The sequence below is a fragment of the Parasaccharibacter apium genome (assembly GCF_002917995.1).
Lineage (GTDB): Bacteria > Pseudomonadota > Alphaproteobacteria > Acetobacterales > Acetobacteraceae > Bombella > Bombella apis.
This window is the reverse complement of sequence record NZ_LMYH01000013.1, coordinates 39,440-59,426: the sequence shown is the minus strand read 5'-3', so window position 1 is coordinate 59,426 and position 19,987 is coordinate 39,440. Positions and strand designations below refer to the sequence as shown.

Annotated in this window: 17 protein-coding genes; 8 read left to right on the top strand and 9 right to left on the bottom strand. The window is 62.8% G+C overall.

The genetic code is table 11. The features are described 5' to 3' along the window. Positions 1-39: 39 nt before the first annotated feature. From ASO19_RS06345 to ASO19_RS06305, 9 genes are all read right to left on the bottom strand, one after another. Positions 40-1,350 (bottom strand): c-type cytochrome, encoded by a 1,311-nt coding sequence (locus ASO19_RS06345; protein ID WP_103765682.1) that lies wholly within the window; start codon positions 1,348-1,350, stop codon positions 40-42. 62 nt (positions 1,351-1,412) lie between these two features. After that, positions 1,413-3,206, bottom strand: a complete 1,794-nt coding sequence (locus ASO19_RS06340; protein WP_146046919.1) for a GMC family oxidoreductase — start codon at positions 3,204-3,206, stop codon at positions 1,413-1,415. Between the two features lie 3 nt (positions 3,207-3,209). After that, complete coding sequence (locus ASO19_RS06335; protein ID WP_103765633.1) at positions 3,210-3,989, bottom strand: gluconate 2-dehydrogenase subunit 3 family protein; 780 nt, start codon at positions 3,987-3,989, stop codon at positions 3,210-3,212. Between the two features lie 133 nt (positions 3,990-4,122). Then, positions 4,123-4,965: a hypothetical protein gene (locus tag ASO19_RS06330; protein WP_146046918.1), complete on the bottom strand. Its 843-nt coding sequence runs from the start codon at positions 4,963-4,965 to the stop codon at positions 4,123-4,125. After that, positions 4,952-6,058 (bottom strand): hypothetical protein, encoded by a 1,107-nt coding sequence (locus ASO19_RS06325; protein WP_103765631.1) that lies wholly within the window; start codon positions 6,056-6,058, stop codon positions 4,952-4,954. Before ASO19_RS06325 ends, ASO19_RS06330 begins: the two co-directional genes overlap by 14 nt. Next, a complete protein-coding gene (hslO, locus tag ASO19_RS06320; RefSeq protein WP_043559345.1) occupies positions 6,055-7,032 on the bottom strand; it encodes an Hsp33 family molecular chaperone HslO in 978 nt (325 codons plus the stop codon). Before hslO ends, ASO19_RS06325 begins: the two co-directional genes overlap by 4 nt. A gap of 78 nt (positions 7,033-7,110) precedes the next feature. Beyond that, the gene (gene argF, locus ASO19_RS06315; RefSeq protein ID WP_081562912.1) at positions 7,111-8,079 is read right to left on the bottom strand and encodes an ornithine carbamoyltransferase; all 969 of its coding nucleotides are present in this window, start codon (positions 8,077-8,079) and stop codon (positions 7,111-7,113) included. Positions 8,080-8,091: 12 nt separating this feature from the next. Further along, a complete protein-coding gene (locus ASO19_RS06310) occupies positions 8,092-9,267 on the bottom strand; it encodes an aspartate aminotransferase family protein (RefSeq protein ID WP_103765680.1) in 1,176 nt (391 codons plus the stop codon). 205 nt (positions 9,268-9,472) lie between these two features. After that, positions 9,473-11,116, bottom strand: a complete 1,644-nt coding sequence (locus ASO19_RS06305) for a D-aminopeptidase (RefSeq protein WP_258036080.1) — start codon at positions 11,114-11,116, stop codon at positions 9,473-9,475. 91 nt (positions 11,117-11,207) lie between these two features. Here ASO19_RS06305 and ASO19_RS06300 point away from each other — a divergent pair, with 91 nt between their 5' ends. From ASO19_RS06300 to mutL, 8 genes are all read left to right on the top strand, one after another. Then, a complete protein-coding gene (locus tag ASO19_RS06300; protein WP_043558945.1) occupies positions 11,208-11,813 on the top strand; it encodes a regulatory protein RecX in 606 nt (201 codons plus the stop codon). 121 nt (positions 11,814-11,934) lie between these two features. After that, positions 11,935-12,390, top strand: coding sequence for a CHAP domain-containing protein (locus ASO19_RS06295; protein WP_043559339.1), 456 nt, complete (start codon positions 11,935-11,937; stop codon positions 12,388-12,390). Between the two features lie 102 nt (positions 12,391-12,492). After that, on the top strand, positions 12,493-12,768 hold the full coding sequence (locus ASO19_RS06290; protein WP_043558941.1) for a twin-arginine translocase TatA/TatE family subunit: 276 nt from the start codon (positions 12,493-12,495) through the stop codon (positions 12,766-12,768). A gap of 49 nt (positions 12,769-12,817) precedes the next feature. Then, the gene (locus ASO19_RS06285; protein ID WP_043558939.1) at positions 12,818-13,750 is read left to right on the top strand and encodes a bifunctional riboflavin kinase/FAD synthetase; all 933 of its coding nucleotides are present in this window, start codon (positions 12,818-12,820) and stop codon (positions 13,748-13,750) included. A 70-nt stretch (positions 13,751-13,820) separates the two neighbouring features. Beyond that, positions 13,821-16,790, top strand: coding sequence for an isoleucine--tRNA ligase (ileS, locus tag ASO19_RS06280; RefSeq protein WP_081562908.1), 2,970 nt, complete (start codon positions 13,821-13,823; stop codon positions 16,788-16,790). Continuing rightward, positions 16,787-17,323, top strand: coding sequence for a signal peptidase II (gene lspA, locus ASO19_RS06275; protein ID WP_103765630.1), 537 nt, complete (start codon positions 16,787-16,789; stop codon positions 17,321-17,323). The genes ileS and lspA overlap by 4 nt, the downstream gene beginning before the upstream one ends. A gap of 55 nt (positions 17,324-17,378) precedes the next feature. Beyond that, positions 17,379-17,936, top strand: a complete 558-nt coding sequence (locus tag ASO19_RS06270) for a DUF3035 domain-containing protein (RefSeq protein WP_373364572.1) — start codon at positions 17,379-17,381, stop codon at positions 17,934-17,936. Between the two features lie 67 nt (positions 17,937-18,003). Next, positions 18,004-19,899 (top strand): DNA mismatch repair endonuclease MutL, encoded by a 1,896-nt coding sequence (gene mutL / locus ASO19_RS06265; protein WP_181005215.1) that lies wholly within the window; start codon positions 18,004-18,006, stop codon positions 19,897-19,899. Positions 19,900-19,987 lie beyond the last annotated feature (88 nt).

Genomic DNA, 19,987 nt, shown 5'->3' with positions numbered 1-19,987 from the left:
AAACCGCCAAGGGTGTTTCTTCCTTCCGTGCCGATGGTGTCAGTTTTTGGGAAGCTGGTCCGGTGTTTCTGCCTGCGGGATGGAGTGGCGGATGTGTTTCACGGTACTTTCCTTCACGGGGCTGCTGTTATTGCCCCAGCTCTGCCGGATGAAGCTGACAACATCAGCTACTTCCCTGTCAGAGAGCGTGTCCGCAAAGCCCGGCATGGTGAAGGCGGAGGCCGCCGTAGGCAGGGCGTGCATACTGTCGCCGGCCAGAATGATATGGATGAGTGATGTGGCATCATCCGTCATCACGATGGGGTTGCCAGCCAGTGGGGGGAAGACCGTTCCATACCCGGCACCATCGGTGCGGTGGCAGGCGGCGCAGCGGTCCATGTAGGTCTGTGCCCCGGGCTGGGAGAGGTCGGCACGGCGGAGCATGTCGGTCGTCGTGGGGTCATAGACCCAGGGTGTTTCCTTCCGTGCCGGGGCCAGCTGCATGAGGTAACGGGCAATGGCGTGCAGGTCCGCCTCCTTGAAGGCATGGGCACTATGGACGATGACAGGCGTCATCCCGCCAAAGCTGGCACCAGTCCGGGACCGCCCCGTGCGGAGGAAATCCACGATGTCCTGTTCGCTCCAGCGGCCCAGTCCTGTCCGGTTTTCCTGCCGGAGGGAGGGGACGACCCATTGTTCCACCACGCCCCCGCCAGAGAGGAAGAGCGGCCCGTCCTTGGCTGTCTGGGCTTTTTCATTGAGGGTGATGCTGCGGGGGCTGTGGCAGGCCCCGCAATGGCCGGGTCCTTCCACCAGATAGGCTCCACGGGCAAGTATGGGGTCGGAGAACTGGTTGTTGGTGCGCAGCTGGGCAGACTGGATGGAGGGTGAGAACAGCCAGCGCCAGATATGCAGGGGCCAGCGCATGGAAAGTGGCCAGATCAGCCCATTGGCGGGCGGGTCAACAGGCTGCGGTGTCACCCCCCTCTGGAAATAGACATAGAGGGCATGGATGTCCGCCTTGCTCAGCCGTGCGTAGGAGGGATAGGGCATGGCCGGATAGAGGGCGCTGCCATCCTTGCGGATGCCGAGCTGGACGGCCCGGGCGAATTCGGCTTCGGTATAGTGGCCGATGCCGTGGACGGGGTCTGGCGAGATGTTGGTGGAGTAGATGGTGCCTATGGGCAGCTTGAAGGGCATCCCCCCGCTGTAGGGTGGCCGCCCCGGCTGGGTGTGGCAGGCGGCACAGTCGCCCAGAACGGCCTGATAATGGCCCTCTTCAATCAGTCCGGCAGGCAGGGGAGCATCATCAGCCTGTGCAGGACGGGTGGGCAGGGTGGCAGCCACGATGCCCAGCAGACCCAGCCCCATCGTCAGCAGGGGGCGAAGGGGGGATGTGCGTTTCGTGCCGGTGGAACGGAGGAACAGGGACATCAGGCGTGTACCATCGGGCCGGGATTGCGGAGATAGGTCTGGCGGATATGGTAAGCGGACCAGTAGGCCAGTGCTGCCACCAGGCCTGTCGGGTTGTATCCCATTCCTTGCGGGAAGGCGCTGGAGCCGATGACGAAGAGATTCGGGACGTCCCAGCTCTGGAGATACCGGTTCAGGGCGCTGGTTTTCGGGTTGCTGCCCAGAATGACACCACCGCTGAGATGTGTTGTCTGATAGATGCGGCTGTCGAAAAGCTGGCCCGGCTGGAGGCTGTTCAGGCTGGTCCGTGTGGCCCCCATGGCCTGGGCAATGTCGCCGATCTGCCTGACGACATACTGGTTCATGCGGATGTCGTTGTCCTTCCATGTGAAGGTCATCCGCAGCATGGGCTGGCCATAGGCATTGCGCCATGTGGGGTCCAGGTCGAGATAGACATCCCGGTAGGCCATGTTGCTGCCATGGGCATCAATGCTGAAGGAATGCCTGTACTGGTCGATCATGGCGGCCTTGTAGGCACCTCCCCAGCGGGGTGATCCTTTTCCGCCACTGCCCTGTGCGGCAGCAATGGGCTTGAGGCCCGCCTGATTGACCCAGACAGGAGACCCGCCAATGAAACCGGCCCGCCCCCGGTCGAAACCGGGCTGGTTGAAGTCATCAATGGCCACGCCAGCGCCGCCGGCGCCGACAAACTGGTTTGTGCAGCGGTTTTCCGGCAGCCAGACACGGGAGGAGGTGATGGTCTGGTAGGTGAAATTGCGGCCGATGGTCCCGCTCTGGCTGACCGGGTCATAGGGTTTGCCAATGCCGGATGTCAGCATGAGGTGGACATTGTGCAGCTGGAAGGCGCTGAGGATGACCAGATCCGCCTCAATGACCTGTTCGGAGTCGGTTTTGAGGTCGATGTACCGCACACCGGTGGCTCTCTTGCGGGTGTCATCCAGCAGGATTTCCAGCACCTGTGCCTGTGTGATGAGCCGGAAGCGTTTGTCCTGCCGCAGAGCGGGCAGGATGTTCACGTTCGGGGAGGCTTTGGAATAGAGATAGCAGGCATAGCCACTGCAATAACCGCAGAAGTTGCAGGGGCCCATCTGGCAGCCATAAGGGTTGGTATAGGGCTGGGAGGCATTGGCGGCAGGCATGCTGTAAGGGTGGAAGCCTGCCTCCCGGGCTGCCTGGCGGAAGACGCTGGCAGAGAAGGTGTCTGCCATGGGCGGCAGGGGAAAATGGCTGGAGCGGTCCAGGGCAAAGACGTTGCCACGGCCTGTTTTCTGCCCCTGCACGGAGGATGCCTCCCCCGAAGTTCCAAAGACCTTCTCCGCCTTGTCGAAAAACGGTTCCAGTTCTCCGTAGCTGATTCCGTAATCCTGGAGGTGCATGTCTTTGGGGATGAATTTCTGCCCGTAGCGCTCAATGGTGGCGCTGCGCAGGCGGAGGTCATCCTCCGTGACGCGGAAGTGGCAGCCTGACCAGTGCAGTCCGGCACCACCAACGCCTTCGCCGGGGAGGAAGGCGGCCAGCTGGCGGTAGGGCAGGGCAGTCTGGTCCGGGCGGTTGCGGATGGTCAGGGAGGTGCGGGCCAGTTTCTGGAAGAGGCGCTTGCGCACGGCGCCCCGCAGTTCGTCAATGGAGCCGGGATAGGTCCCTTCCACGGCTGTGCTGTGGTCGTGCCCACGTTCCAGCATGGTGACGTTCAGTCCGGCCTCTGTCAGTTCCTTGGCCATGATGCTGCCGGCCCAGCCAGCGCCGATGACAACGACATCCGGCTTCGCGGGAGGGAATGTCTGGTCTGTCATGGTTCATCCCTCCTCATTCTGGAAAGAGGCGCTGTATGGGTCCGGTTTTGGAGGCATGCCGACCGGGCCCAGGGGGTAGCGGGCCCCGTTCTGGTTGATCCAGTCCATGAAGTCCGCCCTGGCACCGGGAAAATCCATCATTTTCCAGCCAGCCATGTTGTGGTTGCCGCCATAGGCAGGGTCGGAGAAGGCTCCTTCCAGTGTATTGGTCCGCAGCTGCTCGAAGAAGGCGGCACCGGGAATGTCATTGAGGTGGAGCCTGTTATCTTCCAGCGCATGCAGCACCTCATCCTGCCATTGTGGCGAGAGGGCTGCAAAAACGGCATCATGCAGCATGAGGCAATGGGTGTTGATGGGCGTGATGGCCCCACGATAGAGGTCCTGTGGGCTGTAGGGCAGCTGGTAGCCCAGCTCTGGCGGCCCATTCACGAAGGGAGCCTTCATGTACCAGAGGTCACCCCGGCCGTAAGGGGTGGTCATCTGCCTGTCGATGAAGCGGGGTACGCCGAGGGCCTGGGCTCCCGGCCCGTTTTCATCCTGCGGAAAGATGCGCTCGCACGCATGGCAGAGAAAGAGATATTCCTCCGCACTGAAAAAGACGGGCCTGTAATGGGCGGGGTCATCATCCGGGGGGGCGGGCTGTTGTTTCCCATCCTTTTCGTCTGCCCGGGCGGCATGGCTGAGCAGGGGAATGCTGGAGAGGGAGGCTGCCCCTCCCATGAAGCCACGCCGGGACAGCGGGGCAGGAGCATCGTGGGAGGGAGGGGAGGAAGATGATGTCATCGCACAGGGCGGCCCGGTTTGAGAAAGTCCAGAAGAGGGGGCAGAATGGGAAAAAAGGCAGCAGAAGACAAGTTAACCAGCTGTCATGCCTGCTTTCTTCCGCCTTTTTTCCCGCATTGGGCGCCCAGGTCCGTTATTGGGGCAGGGTGAGCATGTGGGGCTGGGGAGAATGGATGCGGCCTGCGGAAGGTGCCTGGCCTGTTTCCGTATCAGCCGGTTTCTGCCAGCTGCCGGCAGTGCTGGCAGTATTGCCAACGGCCCGGTCTGCCGTTGCGGTGGCACCGGTCACGACCGTGCTGGCCGGGGGCTGCGGTGCAGCCGGGGGTGTGCCGGACAGATCCGTGCTGCTCAGCTCCTGGCTCTGGATGGTGGCGGCATTCAGCGGTGTGCCTGTTGCGTCCGTCAGCCATGAGGCCAGATGGCTGCGAACCTGGTATTCCAGCTCGACATTCATGTCATCCATGAGCTGCGTGTTGAGCGTATGGAGGTTGTGCTCCAGCCCGAGCTTGCCCGGGGCATCAATCGTGCGCTGGACATGCGCCGTGATGAAGCCGTGGTGATGGCTGGCGGCGTCATTCAGGTTCAGCTGGACTGTATAACTCCCGCTGAGGGCATGGTGCGGGGCCTTGCTAATCTCCGCTTTCGTGATGGTGAAGCTGGCCGTACCGGATGCTCCCATGGCGTGCAGGCGCTGGCGCCCCATAAGGGCCAGAGCGTCGGTGGGGTTGGTCGGGCTGTGGGAGGACAGGGCGTCACTGTCGGGCTGGACCTGGTTGCTGACATCAACCTGGCTGACATTCAGGTTGAGGGGGGGCAGGTAGCTGTAATCCGGTGACGGGAATGTTTCCTCTCCGGAACCGCCGGAGGCACAGCCTGCCAGCAGAGCCAGCGCACAGCCCATTCCCAGGCTGAAGAGAGAGGAACGCAGCTTCATGCGGCTGACCAGATGAGGCGTTCTGGCACTATGGTTCGTCATGGTTTTCATGTCCGGCGCCTGTTGTTTTTTCGTGGTCCTGCGGGGTGAGCCGGTCCCGGTCGGGCAGGCCTGCTGTCCGACCGGCCTCAAAAAAGAAAGACTGCCCCCAGTGTCTGGAAGAAAATGGAAAAGATGTCCGGTTTTGTCCAGTCTCTTCCTGTGTGGTGGCCTGTGTATCGGTCTGGGAGGACGAAGGTGACAGGGCGATGTCCTTCCACAGGGCCGAGGCCTTGCCCACGCCATAATCTTCCAGCCGGAAGGGGTGGGCATGTTTCAGTTCCTCAATGCAGTTGGGGTTGCTGATGAACCATGAGAGGAGAAAGATGGGGACCAGTGGCGTAAGCGGCCCATCTCCCAGCAGGAGTTCACCCTGCGGGTGGTAGAAAAGGGGCTGCTGTGCTGTTTGCGGGTCTATCTGTCCTGCCGGGCCGGGCCAGAAGAGGTAGAAGGTTTCTCCGTTTCTTTCGTCACTGAAGCGGCAGGCCACACCTCTGTCTGTCGGCATGGTCAGTTCGGCCCGGATGATGCGGCCACTGAAAGGGGAGCAGGCCAGCGTGTGGGGGCCGGCGGGCCGTGTCTCCAGCATGGCCCGGATGAACCGGGGCGCAAAGGGCTGGCCAGTTGCATCCGCTGCCTCCAGCTCCAGTGAGGTCTCTTCACCATCCAGCAGTGTGGCGGGAGACAGGACAAGAAGCGACCTGCTGACAGAGCGGAACCAGAGGCCGAGCAGCTGGAGGCGGGCCGTGTGCGGCAGGTTGGTGAGTGGGGCCATGGCCTCATGCGGGAAGCAGGCCTCGGCTGGCAGGGGCGTTACCCGGCCCAGCAGCGTCGTGCTGAGTTGCTGTAGGGCGGGGGCAACGGCCTCCCTGATCTTCTGGCTCCAGCGTTTGTCCAGCGCCAGGGCGTGGCAGGCGAGGATATCCCCTTCAGGTGTGAGCCACCAGCAGGCTTCCTGCCCTGTGTGCCTGTGCTGGAGACTCAGGACCTCCATCCCGGCAGGGGCCGGATGACGCCCGTTGCACTGCCAGCCCGGATAGAGCCGTTCGACGGGCTGCCCGTCCCGCTGGAGAGGTACTGGAAGCCCTGCTGTCATGGCGCTCCAGCATCACCGTTTTTCTGGCCATCGGGCAGGCTTTCACGGGTGAAGGTGAAAGCCGTGTTGCAGAAATGGCATTCCATGGAGATCACGCCATCCTGTGCCATGTGGTCGAGGTCCTCCCCGCTGAAACGTTCCAGCACACCCTGGAGGCGGGCCCGGCTGCACCGGCAGCCGAAGGAGAGAGGCCTGGCCGGGGCCAGCTCCACATCCAGCGTGCCGAAGAGACGGTTGATGAGCGCCCCGGGGGAGAGCTGTGGGTTGAAGAGCTCCTCTGCCGTCAGGGTCTGGCCAAAGGTGCAGGCCGTTTCCCACAGGTCCTGGATGGTGGCATCGGCTGGTCTGTGGTCATCATTGCCCGCAATCGGGGTGCTGTCTGGCAGGCGTTCCAGTACCAGGGCTCCGGCCTGCCAGCCCGCTTCCGTATGGCGGGAGAAGAGGTGGATGGCGCAGTCATGCTGCTCACTGGTCTGGAAATAATGTTCGGCCATGTCAGCCAGAGTGGGGCCTTCGAGCCCGACAATGCCTTGATAACGGTCGGTATCCGGCCCCTGATCCACGGTAAAGGCCATATAGCCCTTGCCCAGCAGTCCGGAAGCATCTTCCGGCAGGGGGAGGGTGTAATCTTCAGCCATGCGGGCGGTAAAGCGCAGTTCGCCTGTATCGGTGCAGTCTGCAAGGAACAGGGAAACAGGTCCGTCTCCTTTGACCTGAAGGGAGAAGGACCCTTTGAATTTGAGGGCCGTCGCCATGGCTGCCACGAGGGCGAGCGCCTGTCCGCCAAGGAGGCGGACCGGTTCTGGCAGTTCATCATGGCGGGAGAGGATGGCCCCGGCCAGCGGGCCAAGTGTGATCAGCCGCCCCCGTACTGGCACATGGCCAAGATGGAACGGTGTGATGGCATGGGCGACCGTGAGGTCGGGGACATCATGCGGGCGGGGCGTTGCTGCGGGCGTGGTGGTTTCTGTCACCGGGGTCACAATCCTCTCTGTCGGGCCTGCCTGGCCTGATGCCCTACCCCCTCCGGGGCAGGCATCAGGCGGAAGGGTCTAGCCCTGATAGGCCGAAAGATCATCTTTCTCCATGCACCAGAGCAGAAGCCCTTTCTGGGCGTGCAGGCGGTTTTCGGCTTCATCAAACACGATGGAGGCCGGGCTTTCGAACACGGCCTTGCTGACTTCTTCCCCTATATGGGCAGGCAGGCAGTGCATGAACAGGGCCTGGGGTGAGGCCAGCGCCATGAGGGTTTCATCCACATGGTAAGGGCGGAACAGCCTGAGGCGTTTTTCCGCATCTTCATCCCCCATGCTGACCCATGTGTCCGTGATGACGGCATCCGCTCCTGCTGCGGCCTCCTTGGGGTCATGCGTCAGGCGGATGTCACCGCCATTGTCCCGGGCCCATTGCACTGCGGTTTCGGACGGGGTGAACTCCCCTTCCGGTGTGGCCAGATGCAGGGTGAAGCCCAGTCGGGCTGCGGCCTCGATCATGGAGGTGGCAACATTGTTGCCATCGCCGATCCAGGCCAGTTTTTTGCCGGTGATAGGTCCCCTGTGTTCCTCAAAGGTAAGGATGTCGGCCAGAATCTGTACAGGGTGGGAGATCGGTGTCAGCCCGTTGATGACCGGCACGCTGCTCCAGCGGGCCAGCTCACGCAGGTTGGCATCCTTGCCCGTGCGCAGCACGATGACATCCAGAAAACGGGAGAGGACACGGGCCGTATCGGCAATGCTTTCTCCACGCCCCAGTTGCATGTCGGATGGAGCCAGCACGTTGACGGTCCCGCCAAGCTGTTTCATCCCGACTTCAAAGGAGACACGGGTGCGGGTGGAGGGGCGGGACATCATCAGCCCCAGCGCACGGCCGGCCAGTGGCTGGCCGGGGCAGAGCGGATGTCTGCGCCCCTGCTGGAGAGCCTTGACCCGTGCGGCGAGCGTGAGGATATGCCGCAGTGTCTCGGTGGAGTGGTCCTTGATGTCCAGGAAGTGACGGGGCGATGAGGCCTTGGTGGTACTCACGCAGGTGTCTCCTTACTTGTTGGCAAGGGCGTGAGCAGCACGCCCGATGCGGATGCAGGCTTCCTGACAGTCAGCCTCGGTTGCAATGAGGGGCGGAACCAGACGCAGCACGTTGTCCCCTGCGCCTATGGCCAGAAGGCCCTCGGCCATGACAGCGGCCAGAACATCCCCGACAGGGATGCGGCAGCGCAGGCCCCGCATCAGTCCGACACCACGGACTTCCTCGAAAATGGTGGGATATTCCCTCACGCAGGCTTCAAGCATTGTGCCAAAGGCGGCACCGGTCTTGCGGACATGCTCCAGAAAGCCGGGTGACAGAATCTCTTTCAGCACGGCCAGCCCGGCCGAGCAGGCCAGTGGGTTGCCGCCATAAGTGGTGCCATGCGTGCCGGGTGTGAGGTGCTGGGCCAGGTCTTCACGGGCCAGTACAGCCCCGAGCGGTACGCCCCCGCCAATGCCTTTGGCGGAGGACACGACATCCGGTGTGATGCCTGCCTGCTCGAAGGCGAAGAGCGTACCGGTACGGCCCATGCCGCTCTGTACCTCATCAATGCCCAGATAGAGGCCTTTCTCATCGCACAGGGCACGGAGGCCTTGCAGGAATTCATGGTCTGCTGCCCGGATGCCACTTTCCCCCTGCACGGGTTCCAGCAGGATGCCGGCTGTCTGGTCTGTCACGGCGGCCCGGACGGCGTTGAGGTCGTTGAAGGGCACATGGTCGAACCCTTCCACCGGTGTGCCGAACCCTTCCAGATAGGCCGGGTTGCCGGTTGCGGAAATGGTGGCCAGTGTCCGTCCATGAAAGGCATTGTTGAAACAGATGATGCGTGTGCGTTCAGGGTGACCATTTTTGTACTGGGCCCGCCGGATCAGTTTGATGAGGCCCTCATTGGCCTCTGCACCGGAATTGCAGAAGAGGACTGAATCCGCAAAGCTGTTCGCCACCAGCATGTCCGCCAGGGCCCTGGCCTGTGGAACCTGATAGAGGTTTGAGACGTGGATGACTTTGCTGGCCTGTTCGGTGATGGCCTTCACGAGGGCCGGGTGGCTGTGGCCAAGGGAGGACACGGCAATGCCAGCCCCGAAGTCCAGATAGCGTCGTCCATCCGTGCCGGTGAGCCAGAGGCCTTCGCCATGCTCAAAGGCAAGGTCAAAGCGTTTGTAGTTCGGCATGATGGAGGCGATCATGGTGGACGCGTTCCCGGTCTGAAAAATCAACGACATACAGCCCGTATCCGGTGGCGCATCAGTTCCATGCCTCCAACGGAAAATACCCCTGTCCGGTTTTCAGATCAGGGGGAGCTGCCCGACCATACTGCTTGCAGAACGGGGAATCGTCAAACCCTGTTTTGCAGGCAGGCCATGGAGGGCTTTGCAGCCGGACGCATGGCCTTCAGTCCGGCAGCCGCCGATAGATGAGATTCCGTGCCAGCCAGCAGCTGACACGCAGCTGGTGGAGGCGCCCGTTCCGCCGTTCGAAGTGGAGGGTCCAGTCGCCGGGCGGGGTGTGATCCAGAGCCCGGGGGCAGGGGAAGGCCCACAGGTCCGGTCCCAGTCCGGTCAGCCGTTCCATCCGCCCTGTTCCCAGAAAACCGGAGAACCCGCCATGCAGCAGCCCGCTCTGGCTGGTGATGGTGAAACGGGAGCCGTCCAGCTCCTCACATTCATAGTCTCCGGCAAGTTCTTCCGGGTCGGGCTGGGGGCTGGCAGGGTAGGGGCGGAGCAGGGCATGCCGGTTCTCCCCTGGCCGTTCCATGATGATGTGGGGCGTGGGGATTTCTTGTCTGCTGGCCTGCATGTGTTCGCCCTGTATATGCCGCACACGGAGGTTCCCGGCCTCGGCAAGCTGGGGGGAGATGATGTCCAGCGTTTCCGGCAGCATGAGGTAGCGGAGCTGAAGCTTGCCCGGTGCTGCTGCGGTGATGCGGGCGGAGAGGCCGGTTTCCTCATCCAGCCAGAGGCCCTCCAGTGCATGGGGAGCCTGTCTGCCAGAGGGGGCCTGTCGGGCAGCCGGTTTTCCCTCTTCTCCCAGAAAGGCCCGGAACAGGTTGGCGGCGGCCTGCTGGGCCGGGGACATGTGGTTGAAGAGGACCACGACAGAGAGGCGCAAGGCGGCACAGTGCAGCCGGTGGGACCGCCAGCCCCGCAGGGCGCCGCCATGGGCTGTGACCTCATGGCCTGCGATGGTGCCATGCTGCAGCCCGAAGCCGTAAGGCGCCTTGTGCCCGTTATCGAACAGGACGGGGCGGCTCATGCGGTTATAGAGGCCTTCGGGGTCATCACGCTGCTGGTCGATGAAACGTTCCCAGGCGATCATGTCATCGAGCGAGGCTGCCATCCCGGCATCCCCTGTCCAGTAGATGTGATTGCGGGCGGGCCAGTAGCCGCCCTCCTGTGTCCCCTCATAGCCGGTTGTGCCATCGGGCAGGGCGCTGGTTTCCGCCGCCAGGATGGCCCGCCTCATGCCGACCCTGTCGAAAACATGCTGCTGGAGCAGCTCGGCAAAGCTCAGCCCGCTTTCTTCTTCCATCGCCTCGGAAATCAGACGGAAATTCTGGTTGACGTAGGAATAGGATGTGCCGGGAAGAAACTGGAGGGACCGTGTCCCGGTGATGACCCTGTCGGAATCCGCCGGGCTGAATGTGCCTTCAATGGCGGCACCATGCAGCATGGCCACGGCCCAGTAATCCCGCAGGCCGGACTGGTTGTGAGCCAGCTGTGTGACAGTGGGCGGGTCGGAGCGGAGCCGGGGCAGCCGCCTGTGGATGTATGGGGCCAGGGTTTCCGGGTTTTCGTAACGGTCCAGCAGGGTGGCGCAGGTGAACTGCTTGGTGATGGAACAGATGCGGAACAGGCTTGCGGGCGTGAAAGGCAGGCGGCGTTCCAGCGAGGCATAGCCCCAGCAGTGCCGGGCGATCACTTCCCCCTCATGCAGGACGGCAACAGCTCCACCGGGGCCGGGATAACGGGAGGCCGTGGCGTGCATTTCTTCCTTCAGGCGCCCGGTCCGGGGCAGGATGGAGTGTTGTGCGTGCATGAGAACTCACTGGCGGGTACTATGGAGAGGCCTGTTACCAGTGATGAAGATTTTGGACGGGCAGGGCAAGAGCAAGTTATGGACTGATCGCATGGATGTTATCCCACCTTCACCAGATTATCAGAGCCTGAAAGACGCAGCTCTGGCCCATCTGGCCCGCTTTGCCACGACCCGGCAAAGCTTGCGGCAGATGTTGCAGCGGCGTGTTCGCCGCTGGGGGGTACGGGCTGCCCGGGCTGGCATGTTTGCCGAGGAGGTCGCTGCACATGAGGCCGTCTGCCTGCCGGTTATCGACCAGATCGTGGAGGAGATGGGGCGCCTCGGAGCTGTGGATGATGCGGCCTTTTCCCGTTCCAGGTCCCGCAATCTGGCCCGTGCTGGGCGGTCCCGCCGAGCTGTGCAGGCCCATCTTCAGGCAAGGGGCGTTGATGGTGAGACGGTCCGGCAGGCGGTGGATGAGAGCCTGGGAGAGGCAGGGGAGGAGCAGGCCCATCAGGCCGAACTGGCCGCCGCACTCATCCTGGCTCGCAAAAGGGCGGTCGGGCCATTCCACAGGCCCGACAGGCCGGAGAAGGAACACATGAAGGTACTGGCCATTTTTGCCCGCAACGGTTTTTCGCAGGATGTTGCGGAGAAGGCGCTTGGAATGGACAGGGAGGATGCGGAAGATCTGATTATCGGATTCCGGTCCCTGTGATGTTCCGTTGGGCAGGAACCAGATTCAGCCTCAATGTCCGGTTAGGCTGATGTCTGGCGAGAATGGGCAGAGCGTGAGGTGGACCATGCAGAAAAGCGGGGCTGTCATGCAGGGATGGCAGATGTGGGACCGCCGGAAGGAGGTGCTGGCCCTGTGTGTCTGCCTCACTCTCGGAGCATGCAGCTCGGTCGGATCCTACCATGGGCCGGTGCAGTGTGCGCCTTATGCGCGGCAGGTGAGTGGGGTCAACCTGCGGGGGCGGGCTGCCAGCTGGTGGTGGGAAGCCCGGGGCCATTACCAGCGTAGCCACAGGCCACAGCCGGGGAGTGTGCTGGTGTTCCGGGCAAGCTCCCGTATTCCGGATGGGCATGTGTCGGTCGTGCGGCGCCTGCGGACGAGGCGGCGGATTGAAGTGGATCATGCCAACTGGGTTGGCGGGCGTATTGAGCACAGTGTGCCGGTGGAGGACATCTCCCCAAGGGGGGACTGGTCGCTGGTCCGGGTCTGGTGGGCCCCGGCAGGAAGTATGGGCAGGCGTGCATATCCTACCTATGGTTTTATCCTGCCAATGCGCTAGGATGCCTTCACGACATGGGTGGGCCCATGGGCCGGGGGTTGCACAATCAGTACGCCCCTGCCACATGAGGGACGCCTCAACCTTATCAGGGAGTATGGTCCTATGGGCAGCATGAGTCCGATTCACTGGATAATCCTTGCCGTTATTGTACTGGTGCTGTTCGGTGGTGGCGGCAAGATCAGCAGCCTGATGGGCGATTTCGCCAAGGGGATCAAATCCTTCAAGAAGGGCATGGCCGAGGATGACCGGGAGGGAACCGCCGCCCCGCAGCAGGCTGACGAACGTCTGTCTCCGCCCCAGCCCCAGCAGGGTACGGCAGCGCCCCATCAGCAGCCGGATGCCCGTATGGCTGATGATGAAAGCCACCGTTCCCGCTGATCCCGCTCTGCGGAACAGTTCCGGCACCTGAAGACCCGATGATACCCATATGACTTTCTGCACAGACTGGCGGGCCGTGCCCCGCTCCTGCTGGGGTGCGGCCGTGGCTCTGGGCAATTTTGATGGCGTGCATCGAGGTCATGTCCATTTGCTTCAGAGCCTGAAGATGGCTCGCCCCGGCTGTCGGTTGGGGGTGCTGACCTTCGAGCCACATCCACGGTCTTTTTTCCGTCCGCAGGACCCACCCTTCCGTCTCATGCGGCCGGAGGTGCGTGCCGCCGCCCTGAAGGAACAGGGCGTAAGCTGCATCGTGCAGGCAGAGTTTGATGAGGCTTTTTCCCATCTGGGTGCCGAGGCCTTCGTGCGGGATGTGCTGATCGAGGGGCTGCATGTGGCTCATGTGGCCTGTGGGGCGGACTTCGCCTTCGGGCACCGGCGGGAGGGTGATGTCACGTTTCTGGAGCAGCTTCTGGTGGAGCATGGCGTGGGCGTCAGTATCGTCCCGCAGCTGGCGGATGTGGCAGGGCCGGTGTCTTCCAGCCGGATACGCCGTCTCCTTCAGGAGGGTTATCCCGAGAAGGCAGCGGAGCTTCTGGGGCGCAACTGGGCCATCACGGGAGAGGTGGTCCAGGGGGATCAGCGGGGGCGCCTTCTGGGGTTCCCGACAGCCAACATTGCGCTGAAGGAGCATCTGGAGCCTGCCAGGGGTGTCTATGCCGTGAGGGTGCAGATGCCGGACGGTCGGCTCGTGCCCGGCGTGGCCAATCTTGGCCGCCGCCCGACCATCAATGACGGGCGGGAGAGCCGGCTGGAGGCTCATCTTTTCGATGTGGATGAGGACCTGTACGGCCAGATTCTGGGGGTGGAGCTGGTTGCCCTGCTCCGGGACGAGAAACGCTTTTCCTCCCTTGATGAGCTGAAGGCCCATATTGCGGCAGATGCCGCACAGGCGAAGCAGGTGCTCGGCAAGACAGGGGGTTGACCGGGACGGCAGGCTCTCTCCATAAGTACAGTTATTTTTATCCCGTACTGAGAGCTGGCGCACCTATTCCATGTCTGAGCCTGTAGAAAAGACCGATACCGTTTTCCGTGAGCAGCAGGAGCGTTACCGGGGAACGGTCTTCCTGCCCAAGACGTCTTTCCCCATGCGGGGCAACCTGCCAAAGCGGGAGCCGGACATGCTGGCCCATTGGGCGGAGACGGGGCTGGATGGCCAGATAGCAGAGGCCGGGCGTCGGGCGGACAGCATCTTCACGCTGCATGATGGCCCGCCCTATGCCAACGGGCATATCCATATCGGCCATGCCCTCAACAAGGTGATGAAGGACGTCATCAACCGTGCCCAGCGCATGAATGGGGCGCAGGTGCGCTACATGCCGGGATGGGACTGCCACGGCCTGCCGATCGAGTGGAAGGTCGAGGAGGAATATCGCCGGAAGGGCAAGGACAAGGATGCCGTGCCGGTTCTCCAGTTCCGTGCGGAATGTCGGGAATATGCCGCAAAATGGGTGGAGGCCCAGCGGGAGGACTTCAAGCGTCTGGGCATCCAGGCGGAGTGGGACAACCGCTACGTGACGATGGACTTCGCCTCCGAGGCGCAGATTGCCGAGGAAATCGGCAAGTTCCTTCTCAATGGCCGTCTCTATCGTGGGTTGCGCCCCGTGATGTGGAGTCCGGTCGAGAAGACGGCCCTGGCCGAGGCGGAAGTCGAATATCACGACATCACCTCCACGACCCTGTTCGTGGCTTTCCCCAATGTGAAGGACCCGACGGAAGGGCAGCTGCTCTCCGGTGCCTCGGCCGTGATCTGGACCACGACCCCGTGGACGATCCCCGTCAACCGGGCACTCGCTGCCGGGCCGGACATCACCTACACGGTCATCCATGTCACCGGCGTGGCCGAGGACAGCCTCGTGCCGGTCGGGGCAAAGCTGATCGTGGCCGTGGACCGTCTGGAAGACTTCCTCTCCGGCGCAGGCGTTACCGGGCATGAGGTCCTTCACACCCTTCCCGGCCGTGCGCTGGAAGGAGCCGTGTTCGCCCATCCGCTGCGGGGGCGTGGGTTTGATTATGACGTGCCGCTGCTGCTTGGTGATTTCGTCACGACGGATGCCGGTACCGGTCTGGTGCACATGGCCCCGGCGCATGGTCATGACGACTTCATGCTCTGCCGTGCCCACGGCGTGGAAGTGACGGAAGAGGTCTGCGACAACGGAACCTATGTGGACTGGATGCCGGAGCTTGGGGGTGTTCATGTCTTCAAGGCCACGCAGCCCGTATGTGATCTGCTGACACAGGTGCGGGATCAGGCCCGGCAGGACGGTGCCCCGGCCCGTGGCCTTATGGCCCGGGCGGAGATCGTCCATTCCTATCCCCATTCGTGGCGGTCCAAGAAGCCGGTGATTTTCCGGGCCACGCCGCAGTGGTTCATCGCCATGGAGCCCCGTGAAGGGGATGAGGGTGGCCCCGGCCTGCGTGAGCGTGCCCTGAAGGCCCTTGATGACATCAGCTTCGTACCGGCCAGCTCCCGCCGCCGCCTGACGAGCATGATCGAGCAGCGGCCGGACTGGTGCATCTCTCGCCAGCGGTCCTGGGGCGTGCCGATCGCCGTGTTCGTGGAGAAACGCACCGGTGAGGTGCTGCGGGATGCCGATGTGATGTCCCGCATCGTGCAGAGCTTCCGGGAGCGTGGGGCGGATGCCTGGTATGACACGGACCCTGCCGTCTATCTCGGTGAAGGCCGCAATCCGGAAGACTATGATCAGGTTTTCGACATTGTTGACGTCTGGTTCGAGAGCGGATGCAGCCACCGTTTCGTCCTGCATCAGGAGGGCGTGAATTACCCGGCCGACCTGTATCTGGAAGGCTCCGACCAGCATCGCGGCTGGTTCCAGTCCTCCCTGCTGGAAAGCGTGGGGGCCGAAGGCGTGGCGTCCTACAGGACGGTCGTGACGAACGGGTTCGTGCTGGACGGGCAGGGGCGCAAGATGTCCAAGTCCCTCGGCAACACCATCGTGCCTGATGACGTGACGAAGACGCTGGGTGCGGACGTGCTGCGCCTGTGGGTCCTGAACTCTGATACCAATGAGGACCTCCGCATCAGTCAGGAGATTCTCAAGCAGCAGGGCGAGCTGTACCGCCGTGTGCGGAACACGCTGCGCTGGCTGCTGGGGGCACTGGATGGCTTCACGCAGGCCGAGGCCCTGCCGCTGGGCTGGGATGACGTGTCCGCCCCGGTGGACGTGATGCTGGACAGGCTGGTCCCGGACGAGGCGGCCCGTGCCCTCCGCCACAAGGCAACGGTGAAGGCCCGCAAGGCCCTGCCGCTGCTGGAGCAGTACATTCTGCACCGTCTGTACGAGCTGTACCAGCGTGTGCAGGAGGCGGTGAAGACCCATCAGTGGAACGGCGTCTATCCGCTGCTGCACAATTTCTGCAACAATGAGCTGTCGGCCTTCTATTTCGACATCCGCAAGGACGTCCTCTACTGCGATCCAACGGACTCCCATGCACGCCGGGCGGCCCGCACCGTGCTGGACGTGCTGCACCGTGCCCTGACGACGTGGCTGGCCCCGGCTCTGGTCTTCACGGCGGAAGAGTCGTGGCAGGCCCGTTTCGGGCAGGAAGGCAGCGTGCATCTGGAGCGCTTCTTCGTGCCGGAAGAAGGCTGGCATGATCCTGAACTGGCCGGACGGTGGGAGACCCTGCGTCAGGTCCGCCGCCGTGTCACCACGGCTCTGGAAGTCGCCCGTCGGGAAGGGTTGATCGGCTCCTCGCTGGAGGCCCAGGTCCATCTGCCCCTGACGGCCGATGAGCAGGTCGTGTCCGAAGGGATCGACTGGGCGGAGCTTTGCCTGGCGTCCGAGGTCCATGTGCAGCCGGGTCAGGCCGAGGATGAGGTGAGGGTCAGCCGTGCGGACGGGCAGAAATGTGCCCGCTGCTGGCGTGTCCTGCCTGATGTCGGGCAGAATGAGGACCACAGCCATCTCTGCCTGCGCTGTTTTGGTGCGGTGAGTGCATGAGGTCGGCCCGGGCTGAAGGTACAGGGAGCGGCGCATCCCCGGCCTCTGTACCGGGGTCGCCACGGTGGCGGCTGGTCGGGTTGGTAACGGCTCTTGCTGTCCTGTTCGTGGACCAGGCGAGCAAGGCATGGATTCTCTACGGGCTGAACCTGCCGGCACGGGGGACCATGGATGTCATGCCCTGCCTCAGCTTCACGATGGTATGGAATCACGCCGTGACGTTCGGCATGTTCGGCGGGCACGGACGCTGGCTGTTCATTGCCATCTCCCTGCTGGCAGTGTTGGGGCTTCTGGTCGTTCTTCTGCGGTCACGCCGTCGGCTGGTCAGTCTTGCCTGCGGCGGAATCATCGGGGGCGCCATTGGCAATGTGATAGACCGTCTTCATTACGGGGCCGTAGTGGATTTCCTGCATTTTCATGTCGGGGGATGGTCCTGGTATGTTTTCAACATTGCGGATTCCGGCATTGTCTGTGGTGTTGGCCTGTGGCTGCTGGACTCCTTTCTGGCGGAGCGGCGGAGCCGGAATGGCTGAAGTGACAACCGGCTTGCCCATTGCAGGCAGGCCCTATAGGATTGGGCATCTTTTTGTGAGTGCAGTGCGGGAACCTGTCATGCGGCTTTTTGCTCCTTCAGTTATACGTCACGGAGTCCGGTTGGGTGCTCTGGCCACGTTCGGGCTGGCGTTGGCTGGGTGCTCCGGCAGTGATGTGGCGCGTGGCTTCGGCCTTCAGCGCAGCCTGCCGGATGAATACGCCGTGACGACCCGTGCGCCACTCTCCATGCCACCCTCGGAGAAACTGGCCCTTCCGGGGGCAGCCAGTGCCAACCGCCCGGATGAAAGTCCCCGTATGCAGGCGCTGGAGACGCTGGCCCCGGATGTCGCTCTTCACCCCAATGAGGGGACGGAGAGCGTCGGGCAGGAGGCCCTTGTCCAGCGGGCCACATCGGCGGCCCGTGGTCCGAACAATGCCGAACTTGGCGATGCTGATGCTGGATTTGTGGACAGTCTTCTTTTCTGGCGGGGTGGCCGGGCTGGCAATGTTGTGGATGGCGAAGCGGAAAATCGCCGCATCCAGAAGAATGCGGCCCTGGGGCAGAGCTTTGCTGAAGGCGCCACGCCGACCCTGCGGAAGGGTGGCAAATAAGAGCTTTCAGGCTCTCCTTTTGCGGTTGGTGTTCCGTCCTGTTCTGCCTCCTGTCTGAGGAGAAGTCATGATGAGGCCTGTCATCCGCCGTCTTTCCAGCCATGTTGTGGATCTTATTGCCGCTGGTGAGGTGGTGGAGCGTCCGGCGGCGGCGCTCAAGGAACTGGTGGAAAATGCGCTGGATGCCGGGGCGACCCGTCTTGAGGTCACCCTGCGGGGGGGCGGCTGTGAGCTGATTGATGTCCGGGATAATGGCCGGGGGATGGAAGCCGAGGAGCTGCCCCTGGCGGTGGAGCGGCACTGTACCTCCAAATTGCCGGATGATGACCTGACGGCCATAAAAACACTGGGGTTTCGGGGGGAGGCGCTGCCATCCATCGGGGCCAGTGCCCGCCTTTTCCTGACATCACGGACAGAAACGGCTGAAACGGCCTGGGAGCTTTCCGTGCAGGGGGGTGTTGTCAGCGGGCCGGTGCCTTCTGCTGGTTCTGTGGGGACCCGTGTTGTGGTGCGGGACCTGTTCTTTGCGACACCGGCTCGCCGCAAATTTCTCAAGACAGCCAGAGTGGAGGGCAATCACGCTGAAGCCGTCATGCGGCGTGTGGCGTTGAGTGCGCCGGATTGTGCCATCAGTTTCGTCATGGATGGGCGGGAGATATTCAATCTGCCGCCGCAGGATGTCCGTGCCCGTGTGGCCAGCATTCTTGAAGTGCCCGAAGATGGCCTTCTGACGGTTGATGAGCAGCGTGGCCCCATGCGGCTGGGCGGGTATATCTGTGGTCCGGGTGAAACCAGGCGGACAGGCAGCGGCCAGTTCATGCTGGTCAATAATCGCCCTGTGATGGACCCCATCCTGCGGACTGCCATACGGGTGGCCTATCGGCCCGTGATCGAGAAAGGGCGTTTCCCTGTTCTCCTGCTGCATCTGCGCCTTCCGCTTGATCGTGTGGATGTGAATGTCCATCCTGCCAAGACAGAGCTGCGGTTTGCGGATGAGGCCGAGGTGAGAGCTTTTGTCATCGGGGCTGTGGGGCGTGCGTTGGCCCGTAGCGCCGGGGACGGTGGAGGCATACAGGCCGATCTTGGCATCATTGGCCGCCGGGCGGCTTCCATTGGGCAGAACGTGCCGGGTACGTCCTATTCATATGATCATACGGGCGCCCGGGCTGTTCCTCCGGCCGATCTTGGTCTGGGGACGTCCGTTCGCCGTTTTGCTTCGTCTGCCGTGATGGAGGAGCGGCAGTCTGCTCCCGGCCTTGCAGAGCCGCAGCAGGGTTATGTGACGTCGGGCCGGGTTGCGCAGGTGGAAGATGGCGGAGGGGAGGAGGTGCCTCATCCGTCTGTTGGCGGCAGACAGCCGGAGCAGCCACTTGGTGTGCCGATCGGGCAGATTCATGCCACCTATATTCTCTCGATTGCCCCGGATGGTGACCTGATCCTGACAGACCAGCATGCTGCCCATGAGCGTCTGACCCATGAGCGCCTGCGTGCCCGTTTTGCTGAAGGGGCCGTGCAGGCGCAGGCCCTTCTGATGCCGGAGGTGGTTGATCTGCCGCATGGGGCGGCCGAGGCGCTGTCACGATGTGCGGAGGAGCTGGCCCGTTTTGGTCTGGAGATAGAATCTTTTGGCAGTGGGAGCGTTCTGGTCCGCAGTCTGCCTGCCCCATTGAACGGTAGTGACGTGGCGGGCCTTCTGCGGGATGTGGCGGATGAACTCGTGCAGATGCCTGACCTGCCAGCCCGGCAGACAGACAGTCTGGATGGGCGGTTTGAAGCCATCATGGCCCGGATGGCCTGTCATGGCAGCATCCGTGCCGGCCGTATTCTCAAGCAGGAGGAAATGGATGCTCTGTTGCGGGGCATGGAGCAGCATCCCCGGGCCAATACCTGCCCTCATGGCCGTCCGACATGGTTGAAGCTGGACAAGGACGGGCTGGAGAAACTTTTCGGGCGGACCAGGTAATACTGGTGCCGAAAGGCATTTCACATTTCTTTGACAGGAAAACAGGGCGGCCCAAAGGGCCTTTCTATGGTTTTCATCGCATTGAAAG

What these genes read in the sequence shown, in the direction of transcription:
- mutL (WP_181005215.1), top strand. Translation starts at nt 18,004, where the DNA reads ATGATGAGGCCTGTCATCCGCCGTCTTTCCAGCCATGTTGTGGATCTT.
- ASO19_RS06330 (WP_146046918.1), bottom strand. Translation starts at nt 4,965, where the DNA reads ATGACGAACCATAGTGCCAGAACGCCTCATCTGGTCAGCCGCATGAAG.
- ASO19_RS06290 (WP_043558941.1), top strand. Translation starts at nt 12,493, where the DNA reads ATGGGCAGCATGAGTCCGATTCACTGGATAATCCTTGCCGTTATTGTA.
- ileS (WP_081562908.1), top strand. Translation starts at nt 13,821, where the DNA reads ATGTCTGAGCCTGTAGAAAAGACCGATACCGTTTTCCGTGAGCAGCAG.
- ASO19_RS06305 (WP_258036080.1), bottom strand. Translation starts at nt 11,116, where the DNA reads ATGCACGCACAACACTCCATCCTGCCCCGGACCGGGCGCCTGAAGGAA.
- ASO19_RS06295 (WP_043559339.1), top strand. Translation starts at nt 11,935, where the DNA reads ATGTGGGACCGCCGGAAGGAGGTGCTGGCCCTGTGTGTCTGCCTCACT.
- ASO19_RS06300 (WP_043558945.1), top strand. Translation starts at nt 11,208, where the DNA reads ATGGATGTTATCCCACCTTCACCAGATTATCAGAGCCTGAAAGACGCA.
- ASO19_RS06325 (WP_103765631.1), bottom strand. Translation starts at nt 6,058, where the DNA reads ATGACAGCAGGGCTTCCAGTACCTCTCCAGCGGGACGGGCAGCCCGTC.
- lspA (WP_103765630.1), top strand. Translation starts at nt 16,787, where the DNA reads ATGAGGTCGGCCCGGGCTGAAGGTACAGGGAGCGGCGCATCCCCGGCC.
- ASO19_RS06285 (WP_043558939.1), top strand. Translation starts at nt 12,818, where the DNA reads ATGACTTTCTGCACAGACTGGCGGGCCGTGCCCCGCTCCTGCTGGGGT.
- ASO19_RS06340 (WP_146046919.1), bottom strand. Translation starts at nt 3,206, where the DNA reads ATGACAGACCAGACATTCCCTCCCGCGAAGCCGGATGTCGTTGTCATC.
- ASO19_RS06335 (WP_103765633.1), bottom strand. Translation starts at nt 3,989, where the DNA reads ATGACATCATCTTCCTCCCCTCCCTCCCACGATGCTCCTGCCCCGCTG.
- ASO19_RS06345 (WP_103765682.1), bottom strand. Translation starts at nt 1,350, where the DNA reads ATGGGGCTGGGTCTGCTGGGCATCGTGGCTGCCACCCTGCCCACCCGT.
- ASO19_RS06310 (WP_103765680.1), bottom strand. Translation starts at nt 9,267, where the DNA reads ATGATCGCCTCCATCATGCCGAACTACAAACGCTTTGACCTTGCCTTT.